Source organism: Vibrio sp. B183, assembly GCF_000740665.1.
GTDB lineage: Bacteria > Pseudomonadota > Gammaproteobacteria > Enterobacterales > Vibrionaceae > Vibrio > Vibrio coralliilyticus.
Genome location: NZ_JPQB01000002.1, coordinates 100413 through 115646, shown reverse-complemented (window position 1 = coordinate 115646; position 15234 = coordinate 100413). Strand labels below are relative to the sequence as shown.

16 protein-coding genes are annotated in these 15234 nt (G+C 46.1%); 15 read left to right on the top strand and 1 reads right to left on the bottom strand.

Translation table 11 applies throughout. The annotated features are described in order from the left end of the window. Positions 1-57: 57 nt before the first annotated feature. Positions 58-723 (top strand): SDR family NAD(P)-dependent oxidoreductase, encoded by a 666-nt coding sequence (locus tag IX95_RS00690; protein WP_038156021.1) that lies wholly within the window; start codon positions 58-60, stop codon positions 721-723. Positions 724-743: 20 nt separating this feature from the next. On the opposite strand, the gene IX95_RS00685 is transcribed toward IX95_RS00690, so the two are convergent. Continuing rightward, entirely contained in the window at positions 744-1484 is a 741-nt protein-coding gene (locus tag IX95_RS00685; protein ID WP_038156019.1) for a substrate-binding periplasmic protein, read from the bottom strand. 353 nt (positions 1485-1837) lie between these two features. On the opposite strand from IX95_RS00685, the gene IX95_RS00680 reads away from it, so the two are divergent. From IX95_RS00680 to tolA, 14 genes are all read left to right on the top strand, one after another. Further along, the gene (locus tag IX95_RS00680) at positions 1838-2809 is read left to right on the top strand and encodes a porin (RefSeq protein ID WP_038156018.1); all 972 of its coding nucleotides are present in this window, start codon (positions 1838-1840) and stop codon (positions 2807-2809) included. A gap of 377 nt (positions 2810-3186) precedes the next feature. Next, complete coding sequence (locus IX95_RS00675) at positions 3187-4926, top strand: glycoside hydrolase family 36 protein (protein ID WP_038156322.1); 1740 nt, start codon at positions 3187-3189, stop codon at positions 4924-4926. Positions 4927-4994: 68 nt separating this feature from the next. After that, on the top strand, positions 4995-5516 hold the full coding sequence (ruvC, locus tag IX95_RS00670) for a crossover junction endodeoxyribonuclease RuvC (RefSeq protein ID WP_006962853.1): 522 nt from the start codon (positions 4995-4997) through the stop codon (positions 5514-5516). Between the two features lie 123 nt (positions 5517-5639). Further along, positions 5640-7091 (top strand): methyl-accepting chemotaxis protein, encoded by a 1452-nt coding sequence (locus IX95_RS00665; RefSeq protein WP_038156016.1) that lies wholly within the window; start codon positions 5640-5642, stop codon positions 7089-7091. Positions 7092-7169: 78 nt separating this feature from the next. Then, entirely contained in the window at positions 7170-7787 is a 618-nt protein-coding gene (gene ruvA / locus IX95_RS00660; RefSeq protein WP_029236098.1) for a Holliday junction branch migration protein RuvA, read from the top strand. A 20-nt stretch (positions 7788-7807) separates the two neighbouring features. Further along, positions 7808-8812, top strand: coding sequence for a Holliday junction branch migration DNA helicase RuvB (ruvB, locus tag IX95_RS00655; protein ID WP_038156014.1), 1005 nt, complete (start codon positions 7808-7810; stop codon positions 8810-8812). A 459-nt stretch (positions 8813-9271) separates the two neighbouring features. Next, positions 9272-10858, top strand: coding sequence for a cytochrome ubiquinol oxidase subunit I (cydA, locus tag IX95_RS00650; RefSeq protein ID WP_019275757.1), 1587 nt, complete (start codon positions 9272-9274; stop codon positions 10856-10858). A gap of 15 nt (positions 10859-10873) precedes the next feature. Continuing rightward, on the top strand, positions 10874-12010 hold the full coding sequence (cydB, locus tag IX95_RS00645) for a cytochrome d ubiquinol oxidase subunit II (RefSeq protein WP_038156013.1): 1137 nt from the start codon (positions 10874-10876) through the stop codon (positions 12008-12010). Positions 12011-12022: 12 nt separating this feature from the next. After that, positions 12023-12130: a cytochrome bd-I oxidase subunit CydX gene (cydX, locus tag IX95_RS25750; protein ID WP_000270284.1), complete on the top strand. Its 108-nt coding sequence runs from the start codon at positions 12023-12025 to the stop codon at positions 12128-12130. Then, a complete protein-coding gene (gene ybgE, locus IX95_RS00635; protein ID WP_038156009.1) occupies positions 12123-12425 on the top strand; it encodes a cyd operon protein YbgE in 303 nt (100 codons plus the stop codon). Before cydX ends, ybgE begins: the two co-directional genes overlap by 8 nt. Positions 12426-12590: 165 nt before the next feature. Next, positions 12591-13010, top strand: a complete 420-nt coding sequence (gene ybgC, locus IX95_RS00630; protein ID WP_038156007.1) for a tol-pal system-associated acyl-CoA thioesterase — start codon at positions 12591-12593, stop codon at positions 13008-13010. Further along, positions 13000-13698, top strand: coding sequence for a protein TolQ (tolQ, locus tag IX95_RS00625; RefSeq protein WP_019275754.1), 699 nt, complete (start codon positions 13000-13002; stop codon positions 13696-13698). Before ybgC ends, tolQ begins: the two co-directional genes overlap by 11 nt. A 5-nt stretch (positions 13699-13703) precedes the next feature. Then, a complete protein-coding gene (locus IX95_RS00620) occupies positions 13704-14147 on the top strand; it encodes an ExbD/TolR family protein (protein WP_006962844.1) in 444 nt (147 codons plus the stop codon). A 13-nt stretch (positions 14148-14160) separates the two neighbouring features. Then, positions 14161-15234 carry a cell envelope integrity protein TolA gene (gene tolA / locus IX95_RS00615; protein ID WP_038156005.1) on the top strand — a complete coding sequence of 358 codons (1074 nt, stop codon included), beginning with the start codon at positions 14161-14163 and terminating at the stop codon, positions 15232-15234.

Below are 15234 nucleotides of genomic sequence, written 5' to 3'. Positions count from 1 at the left end.
GACAATCGCACGCTTTGTTAGGTCCAGTATGGTTAGGCGCAACATGAAAGGAATATTATGATTGTAATTACAGGTGGCAGCAGCGGATTGGGCGCGGCGCTAGCAAAACGACTTGATGCGGATGGGCAGGCGGTTTTGTTAACTGGTCGCAGTCGAGAGAAGCTTGCAGCAGTCGACGCGCAGCTATCGGAGCAATCAAGCTACCAAACATGTGATCTGGCTAATCACAGCTCGGTCTCTGATTTGTTTGATGGTTTTCAGGACCAGCCGACTACTTTGATTCACTGTGCGGGCTCAGGGTACTTTGGTCCGCTTGAGCAGCAAGAGCCTGATGCGATTCAAGCGTTAATCGACAATAACCTGAAATCGGCAATTAATGTGCTGCAAGAAGCGGTCAAGCGATACCAAGATAAACCCGTTAATGTAGTTATGGTGATGTCGACAGCCGCTCAACAACCAAAAGCTCAGGAATCGACTTATTGTGCGGTCAAGTGGGCAGTTAGAGGTTTATTGGAATCGGTGCGCCTAGAACTGAAGGGCAAACCAATGAAGTTGATTGCGGTGTACCCTGGCGGTATGGATACAGAATTCTGGCCCTCAAGTGGTAAGGAAGTGAACACGAGCGGCTTTATGGGCGCAGAGGACGTCGCTGAGATGATTCATTCGTCGTTGTCTAGCCTCGGCAATGGCTTCGTTTCTGACATTACGATCAATCGGGTTTAAAATCCTCTAAGCTGAAAGTACTAGTCAGTCAAACCGTACTTTATTCGCAGATCATGAAGTTTCTGCTCCGCGTGATGTTTAAAATACAGGTTGAGCGCTGTCACGATTTGCTCGGCTTGAGGATGATCTTTTCTCACTGCGGCGTGCAGTGGGGTAGAGTCAAGGTAGGCTTCGCTAAAATGAAGCCTGTCCTTTTTGATTCGCATCTCTTTCACTGTCCATCTTCCCACTGCTTCATCTGTGACGAGAACGTCTGCCCGATCGGTAAGCACCAAGCGGATGCTATTGGGTAAGTCTATCGAGTCTGCTGGGATCATTTCTTTGTAGTCACGCAATCCAGCGCCGTAGGCATAGTTGTTGATTAACGCAACACGTAAGCCTTTCAAACTGTTCATTGAGTTGTATTCAAAGTTGGTGTCGGTACGAGAAATAAAGGCCATCTGGTTATACATATATTCTTCTGTGAATAAGTAATCTTTGTTGCGTTGTTCTGTCTTCCAGATGGCGATGATGACGTCATTTTTGCCGTTAATGGTTTCTTTAAGCACCCTAGACCAGGGTTTGACAGAATATTCTATTTCAAAACCAGCGGAGACTAACGCTTCTGTCACCAAATCATGGGCGATCCCGCTGCCAAGTGCAGAGTTCATGACGTAAGGAGGCCATAAGTCTTGCGCGAGTCGTAATGGCGCAGCCCATCCTAGGCCACTCCATAGGCTGAGAGTAAGGAAAATCAATTTTCCAATTTGGTATCTATACACCAGTCTGTTCCATCAAACCTCTTAGTAATTAAGTTTAGTTGAGGTTGAGAAAGCCAAAAATATTTTTATCATCAGAGTTATCTTTGTGCTCATTCCGCCACGAGTATTTGCTTACGCGTATTCGAGTGTGGCGTTAGTGCTTTTACGTTCGGATTGAAATTTTCTCTTTATATTGAGCTGTTTGTCATTAGTGATTAAGGGAGCTTGACCTTTTTCGTGAATCTTAATTAGGTGACTACGTTTATTTTTTATTGATTTATTTGTTAATAATCGTTGGCGCCAATAGTTTCTATAGCCAGAGCGAGCAGATGGTATTTGACGCTCATAAATAAAAATCTATAGGAACATAGAAAATGAAAAAGACAGCATTAGCAGCAGCCCTATCTCTTGTTGCAGGTTCAGCCGTAGCAGCAGACGCACTTTCAGGCGACCAATTCACAGTATCTGGTGAAGTCGCAGTCGGTGGTTACTACCAAACAGACCGTAAAGAAAATGGTGCGGTAAACAACATTGAAAGACAAAAAGATGAAGAGTTTTACAATGGTGGTGTAACGGGTTTTGATATCTTCGCTGATTACGAAAACGGTAACATCGTTGGAAAATTTGGCGGTGAGTTTGACGTAGAAGATGATTACGGTACATCAGATTCAGAGTTCAATATTACTGACACTTGGGTTGGTTACAAAACTGGTGCTGGTGTTGTTTCTGCTGGCTATGCAAATGACACTGCTCTAGACGCGGTTGATGGTGCAGCAGACCAAACTATCGAGTTCCTATGGTCACCAAATGATGCATCTGACGCACGTCAGGTAGTTAAATTTGAAGGCGATAAAGAAGGCGTTAAATACGGTATCTCTTACTATGGTGACCGTAACTACGAAGGTAGCGATCGCCAAGCGGGTTACAACGGTTACCTAGGCTACGAAAATGACACTTTCATGGTTAACTTTGGTTACGAAGACAACGATGAAGATCAAGGCGATACAGACAAACTATACCTAGTGAACGGTTCGGTGAAGCTTGGTTCTGTTGGCATCGGTGCTACTTTTGCTGAAGAAGAATTTGCAGATGGCAAAAAAGTTAAGATGTACAACACATCTGCAGGTTACACCATTGATGCACTATACTTAGCAGCAGGTTACGTAACGATTGAAGACACTCGCGAAGCAGTGAACTTCGGTGGTTCTTACGCGTTTACCGATAACGTGACTGCACTAGTTGATATTGCTTACCACATTTCTGATGAAGGCTTTAACTCAACGACAGGTGTTGGCGCAGAAGAAGGCGACATCGAATCATTCGTTAAACTAGCTTACGCATTCTAATTTAACGATCGGGTTTATTCATATCTCTTAAAGCCCACAAAGGTGGGCTTTTTTTAAGCAGGACGCTTATCGCAATAATCCACTGCCTTTTCGCCCTCCGGAGTTGGAGGGCTTTTTCGTTTTAAGACACCCCCAGATTCATCTCCTACTAGGGTTCTTCATTCTTTCCCTCAAAAACTCTACCTGTGAATGGATGCTAATACCGCTTTGTGCGGGCAGGCATCTAAAAGTGATTTTTCATCACCATCACAAATGATATGAAAACAATTCGTGACCCAGACCAATATTACCTAAGTTAGTGATTGGACAATAAAAAAACCTAGTGCTCTAATTTGATTAAGGGCACAGCAAATTTGATTGATCTGGGGGGCTCATTTATGTCGTTTTCAGTCAGCTTGGAAAATGGTCGTACTCTGCGGGTCAGAGACATCAATTTGCAAGCCGAGCTCCATCACAATGAAATATCGTTTAGTTATCAAGGCTTGAATAATGATCGTATCAGTGGGCGCTATGTTCTGGCGATTACGGAGTTTGAGTTCGAACATAATGCGACTCTGCTAGGTGATGGTTTCCAGATGCTTGCTCAGACTACGGGTACTGTCGACAACCCTGTGGATATTGGACGCTGCCCGGACAACTCTTCAAGTTATCGTATCTATTCTTCAGCAGGACCAAAGCGCTATTACAATTATCTGGTGGTTGAAGACTCCATAGGTTATACCTTGTTTGGCTTTACTTCTTGCCACCGTTTTGCGGGTTATTTTGAAGTTGTAGAGTTAGAGAATCGCAACTGGTTGAAGATCTGTATTGATGGCGAAGGTACTTATCCATTGGATTGGGCATCCAATCAGCTGGAATCTGTAGCGGTTCTTCAGGGAGAATCGTTATCAACACTCTTTTCTGAGTATGCACAAATGATTTCGCGTCATCACTCCCCAAGAGCTGGCGTGAAGAAGGCAGCGCCTATTGGTTGGTGCTCCTGGTACGCTTACTATGCTGACGTTACGCAGAGCCATGTCCTCGATAACATGAATCATATGAAGGATGAGTTGGCATCGCTCGAATATGTACTGCTGGATGACGGTTATCAGGCTTTTATGGGAGACTGGCTCACGCCGTCTGACAAATTCCCCTCTGGCGTAAAAGCGCTGATAAAAGAAATCAAACTTCAGGGCAAGAAGCCCGCGATTTGGCTAGCCCCCTTTATTGCTCAGCCAGAGTCGGAGCTTTTTAAGCAACATCAAGATTGGTTTGTGACTCATGAAGATGGTTCTCTACTGAAAGCCGAAGACGTGACTTATGCCGGTTGGCGATGTACACCTTGGTATATCTTGGACACGTCTCACCCAGATGTGCAGGAGCATCTTACCCAAGTGGTTAAAACGATGCGAGAAGAGTGGGGGATAGAGCTGTTCAAGCTTGATGCGAATTATTGGGGAACGCTAAAAGGGCGACGAGATCAGAGCGGCATCACTGGTGTTGAAGCGTATCGATTGGGTATGGAAGCCATTGCCGAAGGAGCGGGTGATGCCTTAATTCTTGGCTGTAATGCTCCAATGTGGCCATCGCTAGGACTTGTCGATGCCATGCGAGTGTCAGACGATGTGGAACGAGATGAACGGCGCTTTGAGCAAATCGCGAAAGAAACGTTTTATCGCAGCTGGCAGCATCGAAAACTGTGGCAGATTGATCCAGACTGCGCCACGTTTGTCTCTTTGCCGAATCAGGCCACAGAGCGTCGTTATTACGAGTTTCATCGGGACACACTGCTAGCCTGCGGTGGCATGTTGTTATCTGGTGACCCGTTGCCCGAACTGACGCCCTTCGCTCAGAAAACACTCTCCCGCCTGTTTATCCGCCAAAAACATAGCCAAAACGCGGCTAGATTTACTTCGTTGAGCTTGCACCATGCTTATTTGAAAATGACGGAGCAGAATGATCTGCACTGTTTGTTTAACTTCCAGCAACCTGCTCGAGAAGTGACTTTAACCTCTGACTTTCCAGTGTATTGGTATGATTACTGGAGCGGCGAAAAACTCAGTCATGAACGTACTGCGGTGATCGAAGTCACCTTGGATGCTGGATTATCAAGCAGAGCTATTGTCACCGCGCGCTGAAACCTCGCTAAAGATCATGGGGTAAGCTAAGATACGCGCTGGCTAAACGAATAGGTTTTATAAGCACTATGTCAATCATCTTGGGCATTGACCCAGGTTCCCGCATCACCGGATACGGCGTCATCCGCCAGACCGGACGTCACCTCCACTATTTAGGCAGTGGTTGCATTCGAACATCAGAAAAAGAGCTGCCCGGTCGACTGAAGCAAATTTACGCCGGAGTCACAGAAATCATCACCCAATTTCAACCGGATGTGTTCGCTATTGAGCAAGTGTTTATGGCGCGCAATGCGGACTCCGCCTTAAAGCTTGGTCAAGCCCGCGGCAGTGCGATCGTAGCTGCCGTCAACGCCGATCTCCCTGTCTATGAGTATGCGGCGCGCTTAATTAAACAAGCGGTAGTTGGAACGGGGGGCGCAGATAAAGAGCAGGTGCAGCACATGGTACAGTCAATGCTCAAGTTGCCTGCTAAGCCTCAAGCGGATGCCGCGGATGCCCTAGGCGTTGCTATCTGTCATGCGAATACCAATAAAACCTTAGTTGCTTTGGCTGGCAAAGCAACCAGTGCACGACGAGGTCGTTACCGTTGATTGTGCGTAGTGATTTCAAAATTGAGACGTCCTAAACAGATCTAATAATGCGATTTGTTATGAAAATGTTGTAAATCTATAGTGGTCGGAGGTCTTACAACTTTCAATCAAGGATGATTGACAATGAACCCAGCCACTCTCTGGCGTCGTGCGTGCATGCCGAGCCAACACCATTGGACAAAATCACAACAGCGACAGGCTGACATCCTGTCTCTATTCACTTTTATTGCCTTCCTCGTTGGCCTTTATAGCTTTATTAAATGGAGTAAACACAGCCATGACAGCTTACTGTTGACTTCTGTGTTTCTGATTGCATTAGAGTTGATTTCTGCAGCTTGTTTGAAGTGGTTTAAACATCCCGGTTTTGCGCTCAATCTTGGATTTGTTGGTATGACGGTCCATGCGCTCAACATCATTTACCAAAGTGGCGGAGTGGTAGAGTCAACTCAAACCTATTGGGTGCCTTTACTGGTTGTTGCTTTTTTCCTATCGGGGACGAGGAGTATGGCGATTTGTTGGAGTGCGATTGTCATTTCGTTATCGGCTGCCATGACGTATCTTCATCTCTCGGATTTTAGCTTTCCTCAATTGATTCTGTCTGAATCGGCATTGCGCATTGAAATATGGTCAGGAACCATTCTCCCGCTGGTGGTGATATGCATTGCTCAAGCATTTACGGCGAAACAGCGTGATCAGGCGATCGAACTGGCAGAGTACGCCAAGCAGAAAAGTGAAGCGGTAGCCGACAAAGCTACCCAAGGTGAACGCCATTTATCAAGTGTGCTAGATCAGGCAAATCAGAATTCTCATCAATTGAAAGAAGTCTCGCAAATTTTGGAGTCTCAGTCGGAAGCCCTCGACAGCCAGGTCAGTCAGCTCAACATCAATAGTGAATCGCAGGCCAGTGCCGCTGAACAGATGAGCCAGCAAGTCCATCAGATGACGGAGGGGCTTGAAGATTCTAGCCACTTTGTCACTGAGTTACGCGGACGAAGTGACGCTGTTCATAAACAGGCGGAGAAAAGTTCAGAACTGCTTGAAGCTTCTACCAGTGCGATAAGCCAGATCATCGACAGCCATGAGCAAATCATGAAAGTCGCTGATTTGATCACTTCGGTTGCGGAACAAACCAATTTACTGGCACTGAATGCAGCGATTGAAGCCGCTCGTGCAGGTGAACAGGGCAGAGGTTTTGCTGTGGTGGCGGATCAGGTACGTGAGTTATCAGCTAAGAGTAGTGAGTCTGCGGTGGAGATTCGTAACTTGCTTGACCGAAGCGAACAGGAAGTGCGGCACGGTCAAGATGTGGTCCATGCTAGTGCGACGCGAATGAAAGAAGTCATCGAACAAGTGACGGGTATCTCGAAAGATGTAAACGGCTTAGCCAATATCATGACCAACCAAATGTCGGCACTCAAAGAACTGGATGAAGCGAGCAGTGAAGTGGCCAATGGTGTGGTGGAGACCAAGACCATTTCCGAGCTTGTTGCACAAAATGGTGCGCAGTTAAACGGGCAGGTCGAGACAGTTCGCACTCTCACATCCCAACTTGATCTAGTGGTCTCAAAAATCTAGATACACTGTATAAAGAACTGGATGTCTATCCAGTTCTTTATTATCCTGTCGCAAATTCATTTCCAAAGAGTATTGAGTGTGATTGGACGTTTGCGTGGCATTCTGCTTGAAAAGCAACCCCCTGAATTGTTGATTGAAGTAAACGGTATTGGCTATGAAGTTCAGATGCCGATGAGCTGTTTTTACGAATTGCCGAATATTGGTGAGGAAGCAATCATCTACACGCATTTCGTTGTTCGCGAAGATGCTCAGCTACTCTATGGCTTTAATACTGTTAAAGAACGCGCTCTATTCCGCGAAGTGATTAAAGCTAATGGTGTTGGCCCGAAACTGGGCTTGGGTATATTGTCAGGTATGACAGCCAGCCAATTTGTTTCATGTGTTGAACGTGAAGATATTTCAACACTGGTTAAATTGCCGGGTGTTGGTAAGAAAACTGCAGAACGTCTGGTCGTTGAGATGAAAGACCGTCTCAAAGGTTGGGGAGCGGGTGATTTGTTCACGCCGCATACAGATGCAGCGCCAGTCGATTCAGCGCCTCAAGTTGATCAAGCTAACGCCGAAGAAGAAGCAATTAGCGCATTACTTGCACTTGGCTATAAACCGACACAAGCTTCTAAAGTAGTGTCTCAGGTCAAAACCGCGGATATGAGCAGCGAAGAGCTAATCCGCGAAGCACTAAAGTCAATGGTTTAAGTGACGACTAGGAACTGTTAATGATAGAAGCGGATCGTCTAATCGCGCCGGAAAATGCGGTTTACAAAGAAGAAGACGTTATCGACAGGGCAATTCGCCCGAAAAAACTGGCGGATTACCAAGGACAAGATCACGTTCGTGATCAGATGGAGATTTTCATCAAGGCCGCCAACCTGCGTGAAGAAGCGTTAGATCATTTGCTGATATTTGGTCCTCCTGGTTTGGGGAAAACCACATTGGCAAATATTGTGGCCAATGAAATGGGCGTAAACATTCGCACTACATCTGGTCCGGTTCTGGAAAAAGCCGGTGACTTGGCTGCGCTTCTGACCAATCTCGAAGAAAACGATGTGTTGTTCATCGATGAAATCCATCGTTTGAGTCCGATGGTTGAAGAGGTGTTGTATCCAGCGATGGAAGACTACCAGCTCGATATAATGATTGGTGAAGGTCCTGCCGCGCGTTCCATCAAGATCGATTTACCGCCATTTACTTTGATCGGTGCGACCACACGAGCTGGCTCGTTGACTTCACCACTTCGAGACCGTTTTGGTATTACTCAGCGCCTCGAATACTACAAAATTCCTGATCTTCAACATATTGTCCAGCGTAGCGCTGATTGTTTGGGCTTGTCGATGGAGAGCGAAGGCGCGCTTGAAGTCGCAAGACGTGCTCGTGGTACGCCACGTATCGCCAACCGATTGTTGCGCCGTGTGCGAGATTACGCAGAAGTGAAAGGTAACGGGCATATATGTGCAGACATCGCAGACAAGGCCCTTAACATGTTGGATGTTGACGCACAGGGCTTCGACTACATGGACCGCAAATTGCTGCTGGCCATTATGGAGAAGTTCGGTGGTGGACCTGTTGGGCTGGATAACATGGCAGCCGCCATTGGCGAAGAGAAGGACACCATTGAAGATGTCTTGGAGCCGTACCTGATACAACAAGGCTATCTGCAGCGAACGCCAAGAGGGCGTATTGCTACCGATAGGGCATACTTTCATTTCGGAATTGAAAAATAAGTTTTCAGGACCAGCTCATCATGAGCTGGTCTTTTACTATAAGTGATCGTGATCACAATAATTAAATCTCGTTACTACTAATTAGGTAACTAAAATGCACGAGTTGTTAAGCGCTTGTTTTGCATAAATACCTTGGTCTACCTCCCAAATAACCGCAAATTAACAAAAGCTCGCTTAAACTGTTGATGTGGATCAATGTGATGGATTTTTAGACAAAAATGCCGCACAAAATTTGATACAAATCAAAGCGAAGTCCAAAGATAAACCTTTTGAAACAGACAGTTTTTAGGAGTAGCATTAGCGCCAGCTATATTAGCTGATGCTTAACAATTAACTAACCGTTACGGTACATTTTTGCAACAACATACTGTTCTTTAGCAACATTATTTAAGTTGGCTAAACGCCTACTTATGCTGCATGAATGTAGAAAGTGTCTTCAGCCGACACATAGGAGTAAACATGATTGATGTAGTCGATCTGTCGCGGTTGCAGTTTGCGCTCACTGCGATGTATCACTTCCTCTTCGTACCATTGACTCTGGGTATGGCTTTCCTTCTCGCCATCATGGAATCTCTGTACGTAATGACGGACAAGCAAATCTACAAGGACATGACAAAGTTCTGGGGTAAGCTTTTCGGTATTAACTTCGTACTTGGTGTTGCCACCGGCCTGACCATGGAATTCCAGTTTGGTACTAACTGGTCTTACTATTCTCATTATGTCGGGGATATCTTCGGGGCTCCACTGGCCATCGAAGCTCTGGTTGCCTTCTTCCTCGAGTCCACTTTCGTTGGCCTTTTCTTCTTCGGCTGGGACCGACTGACAAAACGACAACACTTAGTTGTAACTTGGTTAGTCGCATTGGGTTCTAACTTCTCGGCACTGTGGATCTTGGTTGCAAACGGCTGGATGCAAAACCCAGTTGGCGCAGAATTCAATTTTGAAACCATGCGAATGGAAATGGTGAGCTTTGCAGAGGTTGTACTTAACCCAGTTGCTCAGGTGAAATTCGTACACACAGTAGCTTCTGGCTATACGACAGGCGCGATGTTTATTCTTGGCATCAGTTCTTACTACCTATTAAAAGGTCGTGACATCGCTTTCGCTCGTCGTTCATTCGCCATCGCTGCCTCTTTTGGTATGGCGGCAATCCTGTCTGTAATCGTGCTTGGTGACGAATCTGGTTATGAACTAGGTGAAGTACAGAAAGTAAAACTGGCAGCAGTTGAAGCTGAATGGCACACCGAACCAGCACCAGCCGCTTTCACTCTGTTTGGCCTGCCAAATCAGGAAACCATGCATACTGATTACGCGATCAAGATTCCTTACGTCATGGGTATCATCGCGACTCGTTCTTTGGATGAGCAAGTAACAGGTCTACGTGACCTTCGTGATGAACACGTTGACCGTATTCGCACTGGTATGTACGCCTATGAACTGCTTGAAAAGCTTCGTGCAGGCGATAAGTCAGAAGAAAACATGGCTGCCTTTGATGAAGTGAAAGGCGACCTAGGTTACGGCCTTCTTCTGAAGCGCTACACAGAAAACGTGGTTGATGCGACTGAAGATCAAATCCAAGCTGCAGCGGATGATTCTATCCCAACAGTTTGGCCACTATTCTGGTCGTTCCGAATCATGGTTGCGTGTGGCTTTATCATGCTATTCGTATTCGGTGCCGCATTCATCCAGACTTGTCGCCAGAAGATCGAGCAAAAACCATGGGTACTAAAAGCCGCGTTGCTGAGTATTCCACTGCCTTGGATTGCTATCGAAGCAGGTTGGTTTGTTGCTGAATTCGGTCGTCAGCCATGGGCTGTGGGTGAAATTCTACCTGTACATGTGGCGGCATCCGCACTCACCGCTGGAGAAATCTGGACGTCACTGTTTGCAATCTTGGCGCTATACACCGTCTTCCTGATTGCAGAAGTGTACTTGATGCTGAAATTTGCTCGCAAAGGTCCTAGCAGCCTGAAGACAGGTCGTTACCACTTTGAGCAAAACGCTGACTCTGTTGAAGACAAAGTTAGTCGTCAAGTAGACGCGTAAAGCAAGGAGAAATATATGTTTGAATACGAAATCTTGCGACTTATCTGGTGGGTTCTGATCGGTGTTCTCCTGGTAGGCTTCGCAGTGACTGATGGTTTCGATATGGGTGTTGGCGCGCTAGTACCTGTAATCGGAAAAAATGATACTGAACGTCGTGTGATGATCAACTCGATCGCACCTCACTGGGAAGGCAACCAAGTTTGGTTGGTGACAGCGGGTGGTGCTCTATTTGCTGCATGGCCTTTAGTTTACGCAACGTCGTTCTCTGGATTCTATCTGGCGATGATTCTAACGTTGGCTGCTTTGTGGCTAAGACCGTTGGGCCTCTCTTATCGCTCAAAGATTGAAGATACTAAGTGGCGTCAAACGTGGGATATTTGTATTTCTATCAGTGGCTTCGTTCCACCAATTATCTTTGGTGTGGCGTTTGGTAATCTACTACAAGGTGTACCGTTCCAACTGACTGAATTTTTGATGCCAACGTATCACGGTTCATTCTTTGGTCTGTTAAACCCATTCGCATTGTTATGTGGCTTAGTTAGCTTGTTCATGATCTTAATGCAGGGCGCAACTTGGCTACAGATGAAGACTACAGACGAAGTTCACGCTCGCTCACGCAGTGTTGCACAAATCATGGGTCTACTAACGGTTGCGACTTTCGTTGCTGCTGGTTTCTGGGTTCAAAGCATTGAAGGCTACGTGATTACCAGCGCAATTGACCATAATGGCGCGTCTAACCCACTTGCTAAAGAAGTAGTTCGTGAAGCGGGTGCTTGGATGAACAACTTCGAGCAGTACCCGTTGATGTGGATTGCTCCGGCGCTGGGTGTAGTGATGTCTCTTGTTACTGTACTGGCTTCACGTCTTGAGCGTGGTGGTATCGCATTCTTCGCTTCAAGCCTAGGTAATGCAGGTATTATTTTCACAGCGGGTCTGGCGATGTTCCCATTCATCATGCCTTCTGATTTGATGCCTAACCACAGCCTGACCATGTGGGATGCAACGTCATCTGAATTGACGCTCAACCTAATGACAGGTGTAGCCTTTATCATGGTGCCTGTTATCTTGGCGTATACAATTTGGACTTACTACAAGATGTTCGGTCGTCTGGACAGCAAGTTCATTGAAGACAACAAAAACTCACTTTACTAAGGAGCTATTACTATGTGGTATTTCGCATGGATTCTAGGTGTACTACTTGCTTGTGCATTCGGTATCATCAATGCTCTTTGGCTAGAGCATTCAGAAATGATGGATAAAGACAGTGAGTAATCTCACTGAGCAGGTAGCTAAGCTGCATGCGCCAATGGATAAGGCTCCGTTTAGAGCCTTATCTCTGATTCTTGGTTTTTATCATGTTGCTATGGTGATGTGGGACCCGGAGCAGTATTCAGCTTCAATAGGCGGTTTCAATGCACTGATCTCACCGCTGATGATTTGGGCAATTTGCTCCAGCATGATCTTTGGCTTGAGCTTCAAACCAAAAAACTGGTATTGGCAAGTATTATTCAGTCCTTATTTTTCCTTAACGATTCTAATTTATTTAACTCTAATACGTGTTTTGTAAATTGAACTGACTGAAAATTATCCACTAATTAGTCACAATAGCGCCACTATTTGATAGCTGGCGCTATTTTTTTGTTTCAATCTTTGAAAACCTCCATTAACCCTTGCATAAACGGCAATGAGTTGCGTTATAGTAAAGCACCTCAATTGTTAGAAAGGGATTGATGTGCAAAGCGAACCTGCTGTATTTGAGCTGCCTGTGACGGTTTATTATGAAGATACTGACGTCGGTGGGCTGGTATTTCACGCCAATTACGTTAAGTATTTTGAGCGTGGCCGTTCTGAATATCTGTCCAGTATTGGCGTTTCACAATCGACTCTTTTGGAACAAAACATCGGTTTCGTAGTCCGACACATGGACATCGATTTTCTGCAAGGCGCTCGTCTCGAAGACCGTCTAACGGTTAAGACATCAGTTGCAGAAGCGAAGAAAGCAAGCTTTATTTTCTGTCAGGAGATCGTAAATCCTGCCGGCAAAACATTGTGTAAAGCAATGGTTAAGGTAGCATGCATCGATAATGAAAAAATGAGGCCAAAAGCGATCCCTCAATCAATAGTTATGGAGTTTACTCACAGTGACCGCTGATATTTCAATGCTTGACCTGTTTTTGCAAGCAAGCCTGCTCGTAAAAATGGTGATGTTGACCTTGTTAGGTATGTCGATTGTTTCTTGGGCAATGATCATTAAACGCAGTAAAGTGCTATCCCAAGCTGCGAAAGGAGCTGAAACATTCGAAGATAAGTTCTGGTCAGGCACTGATCTTTCCGTCCTTTATCAAAACGCTAAAAAGCGCAAAGACGAACTGGCAGGAACGGAAGAGATCTTCTACTCCGGTTTCACTGAGTTTGCCCGCCTAAGAAAATCCAACGCCGATTCACCTGACTTCATTATGGAAGGCACTGGCCGCGCAATGCGTGTTGCTGTTGCCCGTGAAGTCGATGAGCTTGAAACCAACCTACCATTTTTGGCAACGGTTGGCTCAATCAGCCCTTACATCGGTCTATTTGGTACAGTTTGGGGCATCATGCATGCCTTTATCGCACTTGGTGAAGTTAAGCAGGCTACTTTAGCCATGGTTGCGCCGGGTATCGCTGAAGCATTGGTTGCAACTGCGATGGGTCTATTTGCAGCGATTCCAGCTGTGATGGCTTACAACCGATTAAGCAATAAAGTGGGTAAGTTGGAACACAACTACGCCACTTTCTCTGAAGAATTCCACAGTATCCTGCACCGCCAAGCGATGGCTGGACGTGATTCTGCCAACAGGGATTAATGGATATGGCAGGCTATCAACCTAAAAAACGTAAGATGACGGCAGAGATTAACGTTGTGCCTTACATCGACGTTATGCTTGTGTTGTTAATTATCTTCATGGTGACGTCGCCTTTCGTAACACAGGGTGTTGATGTTGAGTTGCCAAAAACAGCAACAGCGAAACCTGCATCAGAGCTCGCTGGAGATAGTGATTCAAGCTTCATCATTGTAGAAATTGATCGTGAAGGCAATTTAGGCCTGAGTGTGAACGATGAAGAAGTCATGCGTGGTATCTCGCTGCAGGACGTGATTGTACGTGTGAAAGCAGAACTGTCCTTGAAGCCAGAGTCACCTGTCGCTGTTGGTGGTGATGCGGCGACTCCTTATGCTGAAGTGGTACTGGTTCTGGACGAATTAAGTCGTGCTGGGATCCCTAAAGTGGGGCTTCTTACGGACATAAAGGAATAAGCGCTCTCAGGTTATGAAAGAGACTAAACCAAAGAAAAAGAGTGATTACACCAAGCCGATAGCGATATCTGCGGCTTTGCATGCACTGTTGGCTGTGGCGCTTATTTGGGGAACAGACTTTACCATGTCAAAGCCAGAGCCTTCTGGTCAGATGGTTCAGGCGGTTGTTATTGACCCCAACTTGGTGCGCCAGCAAGCTCAGCATATTCGCAGTCAACGCGAAGAAGCAGCGAAGAAAGAGCAAGACCGTTTAGATAAGTTGCGCCGCGAAAGCGAGCAGCTTGAGAAAAACCGAAAAGCGGAAGAAGAACGCATTCGTAAGCTGAAAGAGCAGCAAGCACGAGAAGCGAAAGCTGCACGCGAAGCTGAGAAAGCCAGACAGCAGAAAGAAAAAGAGCGCCAAGCCGCTGAAGAGCGAGTTAAGAAAGAGCGCGAACGTGCGGCTAAATTGGAAGCTGAGCGTAAAGCGAAAGAAGAGGCGATCAAAAAAGCGGAACAAGAACGTTTAGCGAAAGAAGCTGCCATCGCTAAAGCAGAGAAAGAACGTGTAGCTCGCGAGAAAGCAGCAAAAGAAGCGGAAGAAAAGGCACGTCGTCAACGTGAAGCGGCTGAAAAAGCTGAAAAAGAACGTATAGCGAAAGAGAAAGCCGCTAAAGAAGCTGCTGAGAAAGCACGAAAAGAGAAAGAACGTTTAGAGCGCTTGGAGCGTGAACGTAAAGAGCAAGAAGCCGCTTTAGATAACATCTTTTCTGGTCTAGAAACTGAGGCTGAGCAAAACAGTTCAGCTAGACAGCAACACGTGAATAGTGAAGCGGATCGATACGGCGCTATTTATACCCAATTGATTCAGCAGAACCTGCTACTGGAGGACAGTTTCAGGGGAAAGTCATGCCGAGTTAATCTGCGCCTGATTCCTACAGGTGCTGGCGCCATTGTCGGTAATCTAAGCGTGCTTGATGGTGACAATCGACTGTGTTCGGCGACGCGACGAGCGGTTGCGCAGGTAGGAAGTTTTCCTTTACCTAAAGAGCAAGACGTCATCAATCAGTTAAAGAATATCAATTTAACCGTAGAACCTAAGTCATAA